This window comes from Pirellulimonas nuda (genome assembly GCF_007750855.1).
Taxonomy (GTDB): Bacteria; Planctomycetota; Planctomycetia; order Pirellulales; family Lacipirellulaceae; genus Pirellulimonas; species Pirellulimonas nuda.
Genome location: NZ_CP036291.1, coordinates 1,349,976 through 1,363,397, shown reverse-complemented (window position 1 = coordinate 1,363,397; position 13,422 = coordinate 1,349,976). Strand labels below are relative to the sequence as shown.

The 13,422-nt window shown below is 69.2% G+C and carries 10 protein-coding genes; 7 read left to right on the top strand and 3 right to left on the bottom strand.

All coding sequences use genetic code 11. The features are described 5' to 3' along the window. The first annotated feature begins 113 nt into the window (after positions 1 to 113). From pnuC to Pla175_RS05795, 4 genes are all read left to right on the top strand, one after another. The gene (gene pnuC / locus Pla175_RS05810) at positions 114 to 803 is read left to right on the top strand and encodes a nicotinamide riboside transporter PnuC (protein WP_145282029.1); all 690 of its coding nucleotides are present in this window, start codon (positions 114 to 116) and stop codon (positions 801 to 803) included. After that, positions 800 to 1,807, top strand: a complete 1,008-nt coding sequence (locus Pla175_RS05805; RefSeq protein ID WP_145282027.1) for an AAA family ATPase — start codon at positions 800 to 802, stop codon at positions 1,805 to 1,807. Before pnuC ends, Pla175_RS05805 begins: the two co-directional genes overlap by 4 nt. A 143-nt stretch (positions 1,808 to 1,950) precedes the next feature. Further along, entirely contained in the window at positions 1,951 to 2,619 is a 669-nt protein-coding gene (locus tag Pla175_RS05800) for a redoxin family protein (RefSeq protein ID WP_145282025.1), read from the top strand. A gap of 314 nt (positions 2,620 to 2,933) precedes the next feature. Continuing rightward, positions 2,934 to 5,276, top strand: a complete 2,343-nt coding sequence (locus Pla175_RS05795) for a mechanosensitive ion channel domain-containing protein (RefSeq protein WP_145282022.1) — start codon at positions 2,934 to 2,936, stop codon at positions 5,274 to 5,276. Here the strand turns inward: Pla175_RS05795 and Pla175_RS05790 are convergent. The 3 genes from Pla175_RS05790 to Pla175_RS05780 all read right to left on the bottom strand — a co-directional run bounded on the left by Pla175_RS05790 (position 5,273) and on the right by Pla175_RS05780 (position 9,289). Beyond that, entirely contained in the window at positions 5,273 to 6,742 is a 1,470-nt protein-coding gene (locus tag Pla175_RS05790; RefSeq protein WP_145282020.1) for a M64 family metallopeptidase, read from the bottom strand. The two genes, Pla175_RS05795 and Pla175_RS05790, sit on opposite strands and share 4 nt — an antisense overlap. Positions 6,743 to 6,921: 179 nt before the next feature. Then, positions 6,922 to 8,244: an LssY C-terminal domain-containing protein gene (locus Pla175_RS05785; protein ID WP_145282018.1), complete on the bottom strand. Its 1,323-nt coding sequence runs from the start codon at positions 8,242 to 8,244 to the stop codon at positions 6,922 to 6,924. A gap of 196 nt (positions 8,245 to 8,440) precedes the next feature. Continuing rightward, complete coding sequence (locus Pla175_RS05780) at positions 8,441 to 9,289, bottom strand: Lpg1974 family pore-forming outer membrane protein (protein WP_145282016.1); 849 nt, start codon at positions 9,287 to 9,289, stop codon at positions 8,441 to 8,443. Positions 9,290 to 9,483: 194 nt separating this feature from the next. Between Pla175_RS05780 and Pla175_RS05775 the strand changes: the two genes are divergently transcribed. The 3 genes from Pla175_RS05775 (at position 9,484) to Pla175_RS05765 (ending at position 13,404) form a co-directional block, all read left to right on the top strand. Next, a complete protein-coding gene (locus tag Pla175_RS05775) occupies positions 9,484 to 10,173 on the top strand; it encodes a transglutaminase family protein (RefSeq protein ID WP_197527291.1) in 690 nt (229 codons plus the stop codon). A 131-nt stretch (positions 10,174 to 10,304) separates the two neighbouring features. Then, entirely contained in the window at positions 10,305 to 12,011 is a 1,707-nt protein-coding gene (locus Pla175_RS05770) for a M12 family metallo-peptidase (protein ID WP_145282011.1), read from the top strand. 310 nt (positions 12,012 to 12,321) lie between these two features. Continuing rightward, on the top strand, positions 12,322 to 13,404 hold the full coding sequence (locus Pla175_RS05765; RefSeq protein ID WP_145282009.1) for a glycosyltransferase family 9 protein: 1,083 nt from the start codon (positions 12,322 to 12,324) through the stop codon (positions 13,402 to 13,404). Positions 13,405 to 13,422: the final 18 nt, after the last annotated feature.

The window sequence follows — 13,422 nt, the reverse complement described above, 5'->3', positions numbered from 1 at the left end:
AAATCGAGGCAGGGTTTCTAGCATCTTTCGGACTCGCCGTTCGCTGTGTCTGCCCCCACTTCTGCCTCGCTCTAAGTGCAGCCCCACACGCCGGTCACCGCACCAACACCGCGATGAAGCAGCCCAACGATTCCCCGACCACCCTCTGGCTGATCGCCGTCGTGTGTGTGCTGGCCACGGCGATGGCTGTCCTGGGGCTCTCGAGCTGGCTGGAGTCGGCTTCGTTTATCACCGGCGCGTTGTGTGTCTGGCTGACCGTTAAGCAGAACATCTGGAACTTCCCGCTGGGGCTCTTGAACGTCGCCACGTTCTGCGTCGTCTTTTATCAGTCGCGTTTGTTTGCCGACGCCGGCTTGCAGGTGGTCTACTTCGGGCTCGGGCTGGCCGGTTGGTACTTGTGGCTGCACGGCGGCAAGGGGCGGGCGCCGCTACAGGTCACCCGGGCCCCGCCCCGTGAACTGGCGCTGATCGCGACTTTTATCTTCGGGTGTACCCTCGGGCTGTGGCAGGCGCTGCACACGGTCGGGGGCTCTGCGTCGTTCTGGGACGCGCTGACCACCTCCATCAGCCTGGCGTCGCAGTGGCTGCTCAACCGCAAACGCCTCGAAAGCTGGGTAGGCTGGATCATCGTCGACGTGATCTACGTCCCGCTGTACCTCTACAAAGACCTGTACCTAACGGCCATTCTCTACGGGGCGTTCCTGCTGATGGCCGTCATGGGCCTGCGGGCCTGGCGCGCTAGTTGGCGTTCGAACTCCCGGATAGGCGACGCCGGCGCCCTTGTCGAAGGAGTCCCCGCATGACGCTCGGCTTCATCGTCGGCAAGTTCTACCCGCCCCACCGCGGTCACAAACACCTGATCGACACCGCCCGGCGGCAGGTCGACCGGTTGATCGTGATGATCGCGCACCACCCCTCGCAGACGATCCCCGGCGAGCAGAGGCGGGCGTGGCTAGAGGAAATCCATCCGGATTGTGAAATCTGCCTCGTGCCTGATGAGTTGGAGAACGACAGCCGCCAGTGGGCCGAGTTCACCCTGCGCTACCTCGGCCGGGCGCCCGACGTGGTGTTCACCAGCGAGGACTACGGCCCGGAGTACGCCCGCTTGATGGGGGCCCGCCACGTGATGGTCGACCAAGCGCGGGCGTCGGTCCCCATCTCGGGGACACGCATCCGCGCCAATCCGCTCAATTACTTAGATTTCCTCGAACCCTGCGTGCGGGCGTACTTTGTGCTGCGCGTCGTGCTGATCGGCGCCGAATCGACCGGCAAGACCACCCTGGCTCAGCAGTTGGCCGAGCGCTTTGGCACGACCTGGGTCCCCGAGTACGGCCGCGAGCACTGGGAGAAGAAGGTCGCGGGTCTGTCGATGTCCGACCCCCTGCCTAGCTGGAGCCAAGAGGAGTTCGTGCACATCGCCGCCGAGCAGCAGGCCCGCGAGGACCGCCTGGCGCGGGAGGCCAACCGCGTGCTGTTCTGCGACACCAACGCGTTCGCTACCGGCACGTGGTTCCAGCGTTACTACCGGTCGCGCGACGCACGCGTCGACGCTATCGGCGCCGCCGCCAAGGCCGACCTCTACCTGCTAACGGCGCCCGACGTGCCGTTTGTGCAAGACGGCTTCCGCGACGGCGAGCGCATCCGCGACTGGATGCACGAGGCGTTCAGGGACCAACTAGCAAACGGCCCCACCCCTTGGAGGTTGATCGAGGGGCCCTACGCGGCGCGGCTGGCCGCGGCGGAGTCGGCGGTCGAGGCCTTGTTGGGTGGGTCCTTGGTCTTCACCTCCGATGGCAAAGGCCCGTAGGGCAAGCCCTAACGGCAGGCGGGGCCTGCCCTACGGGTGGCGCCCTCGGGGGCGTCGGCGGGGTATACTCTGCCCACAACACTTTGGCGGCGTGGCGCTGGGTCCGTCGTGGTCACTTGTCCTGCATCCAACCGGAGTTTCCCATGAAGAAGCCCAACCTGATCGCGTTTTGGCTCGTGCTGCTGGCGATTTGCGCTTCGACGCTGCCGTCCGACGCCCAGCAGCCAGAGCGGCAACGCCAACGCCAACGCCGGCAGGCGCCCGCGGGGAAAGAGGCGCCCCACCCGCCCAAGGTCGGCGACGAGGCCCCGGCCTTCGAGCTCCCCAAGCTCAACGCCGAGAAGAAGGCCGACGACAAGACGACGGGCGACGACGCGCTGCCCACCGTCACGCTCGAACAAATCAACAACGACGGTCCGGTCGTGCTGCTGGTGCTGCGTGGCTGGCCGGGGTACCAGTGCCCCATCTGCTCGCGGCAGGTGGGTCAGTTCTTGAGCAGGAGCGAGCAGCTCGCCAAACAGGGCGTGCAGCTTGTGCTGGTCTACCCCGGCCCGGCCGACCTGCTGGCCGAGCACGCCCGAGAGTTCCAGGGCGACCGGAGCTTCCCCGCCGGGGTCCACTACCTGATCGACCCCGACTACGCGTTCACCAACGCGTGGGGCCTACGCTGGGAAGCCCCCCGCGAGACGGCCTACGCCTCGACGTTCATCATCGGCAAAGACGGCCTGATCAAGTTCGGCAACACCAGCACGACGCACGGCGACCGGGTGGATGTAGAGACGGTGCTCGAGGAGCTGGCGGGGATGGAGTAGCGGGGAGCGAGCAGACGATAGCCGGTCGTTGGGGCGGCATTCGATCTGTACGGACCCGAGCGTTCGATCAGCAACGGGGAGCGCCGGCTCCTTGCCGGCCATTCACGGCGTGGGCCTCTGCCCCGCCCCTCGGCGGGCGGGGCCGCCCTACGCCGTTCGGTTGCTAGCAGCAACCGAAGTTGCCCGGGCTGCGCCATTGCAGTAGAGTCCCCGCGCCTTCGGCGCCTGCCGGGCCGTGTCGGGGTCCCCCGCCCTGCCCTGTTGACCCAACGTCCGTGCCCCGCGCTCGGAACCCAGCACAGGACTCTCTGCTCTTGATCGCTTCACCCAGCGTTGTCACCGGTTGCGCACTTCGACGTCCCCGGGTCGGCTGGGCGCACACGCCCCGGCTCGTGTTGCTGGCGGCCCTGCTGCTGCCGGCCGGCGGCCTGCTGGCGGCCGAAGGGGCGCCCGAACCGCCGGCGGTCGCCGCGGGGGGCGCCGCCACCGGGCTGGGCGCCGACGCCATTGCGCAACGTCGCCAAGAGATAGCGTCGCGGCTGGCGCGGCTGGAAGAGGCGATCGGGGAGCTGGCCAAGCAGTCGCCCCCCGGGCGCCCGTCCACCGAACTGCTGACGCAGCGGAAGTTCCTGGAGATCATCGACTCGCAGCTTGCCCAGCAGCAGAGCGTGGTCGCCCGCCGCGACGAGCTCGCCAAGCAAGAAGCGGCGTTGCGGCTGCAACTGGACGACCACCGCGAGTTCGGGCACCCGGCCCGCAAGCCCTACAGCTTCTTGTTGCTAGAAGACCTGCTCGACCAGCAGGCGACCGAGCAAACGCGGCAAGAGTCGCTGCGGATCGAGCTGTCGGCGGTTCGGGACCTGGCGGTGTCGCTCCGCGAGGCCCACGACACGGCCGAGACGCACCGCCGCCTGGCGAAGGAAGCGCTCGAGATCAACGACGACCCCGCCGCGACGGCGGAGCTTTCCAAGACGCTCAACGACTCCCAGCTCGCCAGCACCGCGTCGTCCGACGGGCTTGCGCTGCGTCGCGGCGAGGCCGAGTTGTGCGAGGCCAAGCTCAAGCTGGGCGAGCTGCGGCTGCGGTTGCTCGAGGAGCAGATCACGGCCGTCCGGCCCGACGTGGCGGTGACGCCGCAAGACCAGCAGCGGATCGCCGCGGAGCTAGACGCCAAAGAGCAGCGGCTGCGGCAGAAACTCGACCGGCTGCTGCCCCCGACCGCGCGGGCCGATCACGAGACGGCTGAACCCGCGGACCGCGTCGGCGAGGCCGCCGCGGAAGCGCTCGTCGCCCACCAGCTCGCCCAAGAAGCGCACCAGCAGCGCCGGGCGTTGCTGCAACAAAGCCTCGGCAACTGCGCCACAGAGCGGCTGCTGTGGGAGCGGCGGTTCCAGGCGCTCACGGGCCAGGTGAGCGAAGAGACACTAGCCGCGTGGCGTGAAGACCTCGCCGACTTTCAGTCGCGTTGTCAGCAGTTCCGGCGGATGATCGAGGTCCGCAGCGAGGAACGCCGTTCGGAGCTCGCCGGCCTCGAGGAGCGTGTGGCCAACAGCGGGCCCGCGGCCGGGGGGCTCGGCAAGCAGCTCGCCTACCAACGCGCAGAGCTGCGCGGGCTGCTGGACGCCTACGGCGAGAGCCTGACCGAGACCTCGGCGAACCAGCGGCTGCTCGACCGGATGCAGTCTGAGATCCAGGGAGCCTCGAGCGCCGCATCGATCGGCCAGTGGCTGCGGAGCGGGTCCGCCTCGTTCCGCGCCCTCTGGCGCTACGAGCTGGCCGCCGTCGACGACCGACCGGTCACCGTGGGCAAGGTGGTCAGCGGGCTGCTGCTGCTGCTGGCCGGCTACGCCGGGTCGCGGTGGGTCAGCAGGCAGATCGGTCGGCGCGTGCTGCCGCGGCTTGGCTTGGGGGGCGGCGCGTCGAAGGCGCTGGAGTCGATCGCGTTCTACACGCTGGTTGTGGCGGTCGGGCTGATGTCGCTCGAGATGGTGCACGTGCCGCTCACGGTGTTTACGTTCTTCGGCGGCGCCGCGGCCATCGGCCTGGGCTTCGGCAGCCAGACCGTGCTGAGCAACTTCATCAGCGGGCTGCTGCTGCTGGTGGAACGGCCGATCCGCGCGGGCGACCTGGTAGAGATCGATGGGCTGCTGGGGACCGTTGAGGACGTGGGCGCGCGCGCCACGCGGATCCGCACCGACTCCAACCTGGAGATCTTGGTGCCCAACAGCAAGTTCTTGGAGTTCGCCGTCACCAACTGGACGCTCTCCGACGACCTGAACCGGCTGCAGATCAACGTGGGGGTTGCCTACGGCTCGCCGACGCGCGAAACGGCGCGGCTGCTCAAGAAGTCGGTCGGCGAAGACCCACACGTGCTGACCCACCCGGCGCCGGTGGTGGTGTTCCGAGATTTCGGCGACAACGCGCTCGCCTTCGAGATCCACTTCTGGGTGCACATGAAGACCGTGATGCAGGGGGAAGAGATCAAGAGCGACATCCGCCTGGCGATCGACGACACCCTGCGCGACGCGGGCATCTCGATCGCGTTCCCGCAGCGCGACGTGCACCTGGACACCAGCCGCCCGCTGGAGATCTGCGTCCGCGGCGCCGCGGACGAAGCAGCGGCCGGGCCCTGGAAGTCCGCCAACAAGGCGGCCTAGCGGCGGCGCCGACCGGCGGCCAACGCCACGATCGCCAACGCGGCCAGGCCCAGCGCACCGGGCTCCGGAACCCCGGCGGCGCCCAGCGCCCGTCTGCCGGAGAAGGCGTCGCGCCACACCGTGTAGTCGGCGGCCTCTACCAGGCCGTCGCGGTTGCCCCACCACGGCGGGCTGGGCCCGCCGAACTTATTGACCCACAGCTCGTAGTCGTCCTGATCGACCACGCCACTCTCGTCGAAGTCGGCCGGGTCGGAGACGGTGAGGGTCCACTCCACGTACTGGTGCAGCGTGCTGAGGTTGGTGCGCACCAGGTCGAGCATGCCCCCCTGAAAGGCGTGCTCCATCGCCTCGTCGTACGCGTTGGCCGTCACCTCGTACGTGCCGGGGCCGAAGCCGTAGTCGGCCGGGTGGAACGTCTCGCCCGTGGCGCCGGGGACGAGCGTGTGGTCGACGAACCACTCGACCTTGATCACCTCGGGGTCGATCACGTCGACCCACAGCGGCTCGTCGGTGACGCTCGAGCCCGGCTTGAACGCGTCGAGCGGGTTGACGAATTCGTAGATCTTGAGGATGAACTGCTCGCGGCTCACGGCGTCGTAGTGCCGGGGGGGCTCGTTGTGGACGGTGCGCATCTTGCTGTCGAACGAGGGCCGATAGATGCCGGAGTCAAAATAGCGCCCCCCTTGTTGCGTGGTGATGTCGAGGGTGAAGCGGCGCGGGTCGTCGAAGCCGGCCCAGTGGGCCCACTTGGCGCCCGCGGGGTCGGTGGTGACGTTCACCTCGGTGGGCTCGGCGCCGGCGTACGGCGTGGCGTCGCCGCCGTACTCGTCGGCCAGGTCGACCCAAGAGTGCGCCATCTCGTGCATCCCCAGCTCGTACGAAAACGCGTTGGCGCCCGCGAAGGCGGCGGTCACGCCGCCGGAGCCGCCGTACTTGTTGCTGTTGACGCTCATCAGCTTCATGTCGGCCGTGATGCCCGTGCCGCCGAGTTCCGAGGTCCGCACCAGGTGGGCCAGCCCCTCGTCCAGCACCAGCAGGCGATCGTTGGGGTCGTCGGGGTCGTACGGGTCGCCGAGCGCCGTTTCGTACGAGGCGTGGAAGAACGTCTGACGGCTCACCGGCGGCGTGGCGTTCGGGATGTCCGCCCCCGACTGGGCGCTGTTGGTGACGATCTTGTGGATGTTGAAGAAGTTGGCGTAGCGCGGGAACGGGTCGCTGTACTCGCTGTCAAACATGTAGTCGACGAAGCCGTTGATGTGCGCGTCGTACGTGCCGGCCAGATGGTTCGCGGCCGTGTAGCCGTCGCCCAGGAAGACGATGTCAACACGGTTGCTCGACGGGCCGTTGTTGACGATGGTCGTCGGCGCGGCCCCGGCGGGGGGGCAGGCCGCGGCCAGCAGCAAGGCCGCCAACAGCATCGCGGCGACCACGCCGCGCCGCGCAAAGAAAGATCGTGCCTCGGCCATGGTGCGTCGACCGCTTTCGCGGCGCTCCTGTCGTCGGCGATGGCAATGAAAAGAGGCCGCCGGACGCCGTGGCGCCGCGACGGTTGCGGGCCTCAGGGTAACCTGCGGCGCCGTACGGGGTCAAATAAACGCGTCGGCAGCAGGTCGGGCGGGTTGTTCCCGGCATCGGTCCGCGCGGCCTAGGACGCCGGCGGCGCCTCGATCGCCCCCGCCGGCGATAGCCACCCCAAGAACTTTGCCGTCGTGGGGGTCGGCGACAGGATCAGCACGGCGCGGCAGCCGTCGGTCTCGTACGGGTCGCCCGTCAGGTTGCGGCGGGGGTTCTCCGCCGAGGTCTCGCCGACGCCGTCCACGTAGCCCATGCTGTCGAGGTGGCCCGTCCCCATCAGGTCTTCGATCACGTAGTCGCGGGCGTCGTCGATGTCTGGGTCGATGCGGTGGGTGGTGAGGTTCCAGGTGCGGTGGGTGAAGCGGACGCCGATATCGCGGCTCACCTGCCCCACCCACACCGGCTTGCCCCCAAACCGCAGCGGCGTGAGCCAGAGCCGCAGGTGGAGCCGTTCGTTGATGGTGCGGCGGGCCCGTTGCAGGGCGAAGTCTTGGCTGCGGCCGAACAAGAACAGCGGGCTCACCGGCGAGTAGCGGTAGTGGGAGCCCAGCAGGAACGCCTTGGCGGTCTTCCAGCAGGTGGCCAGGTTGATCGTCTCGGTCTCGTCCCAACGCTCGCCGAACGCGACCCGCAGCACTTCGAACTCGCCGATCACCACCAGGTTGGCCGGGTCGCCCTCGCGCGTCGCCAGCCGGTTCGAGGTGGCCCGCGGCTGCCCGCGGAGGTGGTCACGCAGGGTCGTGGCGTCGCAGTCGACCAGCGACGCATCGTCGAACAGCCCCTCGAACGGCCGGTGACGGTAATCGATCACCAGCCCGGGGACCGGCGCCGAGAAGACGAAGTCGCGCGTCTTTTCGGTGGCGTGCAGCCTGACGCGGACGATCTTGGTGCCGTCGTCCACCGATGTAAACATGAACCCGGAGACGCGGCTTCCGGCGGCCACGGCGCCCAGCGGGAAGGCGTGCTCACGGAAGTACGCGTCCATCCGCCGGTTGGCGCGGCGGGCGCCCAGCACTTTGAGCGGCAGCAGGAACAGCAAGGGGAAGAAGAACCACGCCATCGCCCCGAACCCCGCCAGCCGGCGGGCGATGGCGAAGTGGCTGATGATGGCCGCCTCGAGCGGCGGGTAGTAGTTGGGGTCGAGCTGCACGCGGTCGAAGAACAGCGGGCCGGCCGAGCCGTTGGCGATCTCCAACCACACGGGCTGGATGCCGTGTTTGCCCAGCGGGACGCCAAAGAAGCGGTCGCTCTCGCGGCTGCTGAGCACCGCGACCTTCACCTCAACCCCTTCTTGCTGCTGGGCCTGCGTCCGGTCGAGAAACGGACGGGCCTCCGGCTTGGGCTCGTACGGCACGCCAAACCGGCGGACGATGGGGAGACGGCTGAACCTCAACGGCGTATCCGCTTTACGGGGAGGGGTGGTGGGCGAACGCAGGCGCCATCATGCCCTGGGGGCGTCCCCCCGCCAAGCGGAACCGGGCCCGGACCCCTCAAAACGAAAGGGCCCGACGCAGAGCGCCGGGCCGTGGGGGAGAGGGATGGTAGGATTGCCGGAGTGTGGTCGCGCCGGACGGCGCCGGCCCGGGGCCCTAGTAACGCAGCCCGGTGTGGATGCCGACGCCGAACAGGCCGAGGTCGCCCAGGGAGTCGGACTCGCTGTCCCAGCGTTGGGCCTCCCAGAAGACGCCGCTTTCGAAGATGGCGCCCGAGGCGCACTGGTACTGATGCAGGGCCCCGAGCTGGAGCTCCCACACCTGCACCATCTCGTTCTTGATCTCGTACTGGACCGGCCCGTAGTAGTTGGAGTGGATGTCGAGGTTTCCGCACAGCAGCGAGGTGCGGCCCACGGCGAACAGAGACACGCCCGTCTCGGCCACCGGGCGGCGGCCCTCGATCGCGAGCGTCGGGCCGGCGCCCTCAAACTTGACCCCCGCGGTCTCGGAGTTCGACGCGGCGCCCAGCGCGGCGAACGGCACCGACTGGTTGGTGGACGCCACGCGTCCCCAGCGGACGCCGCCGGAGCCGAGGATGTTCCACCCCCCGGCGCAGCAGGCGCACCGCTGCGTGAGCTCGGTGTCGATGTAGTCGACGTCGAGGTTGATGCTGCCGTTCAGGGCGCTGGTCACGCCGCCGTTGTTCCACAGCCCGTCATAGCCCAGGTCGTTGTCAAACGTGAACCAGCGGACGCGGCCGCCGAAGCCGGTCTGATCTTCAAAGCCCAGGATCAACCGCAGGCTGAACTGCAGCGCGTCGTCGTACGAGCCATCTTCTTCGATCGCGTCGGGCGAGCCGTAGTAGTAGTTGTTGTCGAACCCCTGCGAGTTGACTTTCGCGTTGAGCAGCACGTACTGCACCTGGCAGTACGTTTCTGCGTTTGCGGGGGCGACAACAGCGGCGACCAGCGCAGCGAGGGCTGCGCGTTTAAAGACGTGGTTCATCGGCGAGACTCCATTCGGGGAGAAGAGGCCATTCCATGGCGACGGGCGGGGATCCGGACGCGGCGGTTGTGGACCGCTTGGGCCGGCGTGGTACGATTTGCTTCGGTACGCGGCCGCGCCGTCGATCAGTCCGCGGCGTTGCGGCGTCGCGCACGAAACATGCCGCACAACCCCACCCCCCCAAGAGGGCCGACGTGGCGCCCCCGATCCCCGCCTACTGCCGACCGGCCGCCTTCGGCGCGTTCCACCGGGCGCTGGCCGATCGGGACGCGCCGCTGGGGCTGTTCCGCGCGGCCGCGGCGATCAGCCTGCACGCCATCCCCGAGGCCGACGTGCACGGCGCCTCGGCCGCGGTGGAGGGGATCGCCCACACGGTGCAAACCCGCGCCCGCTCGGGCTCGGCCGACGGCCGGCTCGCCCACCTGCACGACGTGCTGTTCGAGGTGATCGGGCTCCGCGGCGCCGAAGAAGACTACTACAACCCCGCCAACAGCTACCTGCCGGTGGTGCTCTCTGCGCGGCGGGGCATCCCCATCGCGCTCTCGCTGATCTACCGCACCGCGGCCTGCCTGGTGGGGCTCAACGCGGTCGGCGTCAACGCCCCCGGGCACTTCTTGGCGGGCGTCGACCTGCCGAACAAGAAGCGGATGTACGTCGACCCCTTCTACGGCGGCGCCCTGCTGGACGAGGGCGAGGTCTTCCAACGCATCACCGCCACAACCGGCCAGCCGATCCCCCCCTCACCAGAACTGCTGAGGACCGCGACCCCCGATCAGTGGTTGAGCCGGATGCTGATGAACCTGCAAGCGGTCTTCGCCCAGACGGGCGCCGAGCGCGACCTGTACGCGATGCAGGAGCTGCATGCGCTGCTAGAAACGCACTAGACTCCCGAGCGAGCCGGGGCGTCCCCGCCCCCGGAGCATCGGTGAGCGGGTAGCTAGTGGCTGCTGTTTCTCTAACGCTCCGGGGCCGGGGACGCCCCGGCTCGCTCGAGGTTTCGTTTACACTGGATGACATGCCCAAGACCCAGCTTTCCATCGCTCTGCTGCTCGCCGCCGCGTGCCTCCCCTGCCCCGCCGGCGTGGTGGTCGTCGCCAACCGCACCCCCGCCGCGCTCACGCTGGGGGTCTCGGTCGACCTCAAGCCCCCCAGCGACCTGACCCTCGCCCCCGGCGACGTGAAGCCCATCTTTGGCGATGGGCCGGTGCGGGTGACCATCGGCGACGCGCCCCGCATCTACACGCTGAAGCCTGACACCCCCTACTTCATCGGCCAGGCCGCCGGCGCCGCGCCTTCGCTGCACGAGATCGGGCTCCCCGGCGACGACCAGCCGCGCATCGATCGACCGCTGCCCGGAGACGACCGCCCCGCCAAGCCGCTGACGATCCCCGTGGTGATCCTGGTCGATGACGAAGAAGCGACCCAGCCCGCGGTCTGGCAGGCCAGGTTCCGCCGGCGGGTCGAGGCCGCCTCCGACATCATCGAGCGCCACTCGGGGGTCCGCTTCGAGGTGGTCGGGTACGGCCAGTGGAACTCCGACAACAACGTCCGCGACTTCACCGACTCGCTCCGGGAGTTCGAGAAGGAGGTCGACCCCAAGCCGGCGCGGATCGCGATCGGGTTCACCAGCCAGTACGAGGCGGTGACCGGACGCACCCACCTGGGAGGGACCCGCGGCGCGCTCCAGCGGCACCTGCTGATGCGCGAATGGGGGCAGCACCTCAGCGAACGCGAACGCACAGAGCTGCTGGTGCACGAGCTGGGGCACTTCCTCGGCGCCACCCACAGCCCCGAGCAAGACACCGTGATGCGGCCCGTGCTGGGAGACCGGCAGAGCCGGATGCGCGACTTCGTGGTGCGGTTCGACCCGCTCAACGCGCTGGTGATCTCGATCGTGGGCGAAGAGATGCGGCGGCGAGGGATCGACAGCCTGGCGGCGCTCTCGCCCGGCGCCAGGCAGCGCATCGGGCAGGTCTACCAAGCGATCGGGCTGGTTTTCCCGGAAGACCCCACCGTCAAGCGGCTGGCAGAGATGGGCACGCCAAAGACCGCGGGCCAGAGGCCCAACAAGCCCTTCGAGGCGGTCTTTGCCGCGATGCTGCGAGCCGCGGCCGCCAATCAACAACAGCCCATGCCCGCCAAGGACGACGCCCTCGCCGAGCTGCTGGTGCAGAGCGCCGCCACGGCCGCCGCGCCCCTGGGCGTGGACGGGCCGAAGGCGTTCCTCACGGCCGTGGGGCTGGGGCTGGGAGACGCCAAGCTGGTGGCCCGCCTCCCCGCGGCGATGGGGGGGAGAGAACTCGGCCGCGCTCAACTGCTGGGCGAGCCGACCCTCGCGGGCCGGCGCGACCTGGCGCAGCACTTCTTTGTCTCCGCGATGGTCGTCGCCAACGCCGGCGCCACGGCCGCCAATGCGGCGGGGCTGGCCAAGGAACAGTCCGACAGCAACGGCGGCAGCGGGTTCAGCTTTGTCGACCTGGCCGCGGACCGCGCGGGGGTCCGCTTCGCCGAGGCGGTCCTCTCGGGGCGCCTCCCCCTGGCCCGGGTCGCCGGCGGGTTCCGCGCCGGCATGTTCATGCCGGACACCACCGGGCTGGCAGAGGGGCTCCAGGCCGAGGCGTTTGAGGAGCAGTTCGGCGGGGTGGACGACGAGCGCTTCCGCGCGGCCCAGCAAGACATCGAAGCACGGATCAACAAGCTCCCCCCCTACTGGGGCGGGTAACCAGCAGCAGCCGCCACGCGTCCCCCCCAATAGCCGACGGGCTCCGCCCCGTCGGGGTGGCTCGATAGCCGCGGACTTCTGTGCTCCCCCACGCTCCCCCACGCTCACCGACGGGGCGGAGCCCGTCGGCTAGGGGCGATACAGTCCGCTGCGGGGGGGCGCCCCGCTTTGGACCTTTGCTGCTCTTCTTATCCTACCCCCCGCTTCTGCGCGAGGCGATTTTTACCAGGTTTTCGGCCGCGTAACCCGCCTTGACCCCCCCGCCCCGGTTTTCTATCGTTCGCCGCCGGTTCCGCAACAGGAGCGGTCGATGCACGCCGACGCGCAAGGAGGCGCCGTGGCAGTCGATACTCAACAAATCATTTCTGATCAGCCCAGGTTCCTCATCGCCCGCATGAGCGCGATCGGGGACACCATCCTCACGCTGCCCGTAGCGTGCGCACTGCGCGACCACTACCCAGACGCGTACATCGCCTGGGCGGTCGAACGCGGGGCCGCTACCGCCGTGCTGGGGCACGACGCCATCGACGATGTCGTTGTGCTGCCGCGAGGCTGGTACGTCTCGCCTACCGGCATCGCCTCCGCGCGCTCGCGGCTGCGCGCCCTGGAGGTCGACGTCGCCATCGATTGCCAGAGCGTCAGCAAAACGGCCATGGCCTGCTGGCTCTCCGGCGCCAAGACGCGGCTCGGGTGCCGGGGCAAGTACGGCGCAGAGCTGAGCCCCTGGCTCAACAACCTGCTGATCGAACCGGAGCAGCCGCACCTGACCGACCGCTCGTTGGAGCTGCTCGCCCCGCTGGGGATCGAGTCGCCCCGCATCGACTGGCGTTACCCGCTGGAGGACCAGTCGCTCGACCGCATGGCTGAGCTGGTGCAGCAAGAGGGCCTCGAACGGGGCTACGCCGTGATCAACCCCGGGGCGACCTGGGACTCCAAGCTGTGGGAGTGCGACCGGTTTGCGGACGTCGCCCGCCGGCTGGGCGTCGAGCAGGGGCTCACGTCGCTGGTCGTTTGGGGCAACCCACGCGAACGCGACTGGGCCGAGGCCATCGTCGTCGGCTCCGGCGGCCAGGCGCGGATGGCCCCGCGCACCTCGCTGGCGGAACTGGCCGCGCTGCTCATGGGCGCGCGCCTCGTCATCAGCCCCGACACCGGGCCGCTGCACATGGCCGTGGCGGTCGGCGCCCCCTGCATCGGGCTGTACGGCGCCACGCGTCTAGAAGACTGTGGCCCCTACGGCGCGACGAACATCGGGCTGCAGAACGCCTACGAGGAGGGCTCTCGCAAGCACCGCCGCCGGGCCGACAACTCGGCGATGCGCGAGATCTTCGCCGACGACGTGTACGACGCCTGCCTCGCACTGCTAGGACGCTCGGCAAGAAGGGCCGCCTAGCTTGTAGGGCGCCCGCAG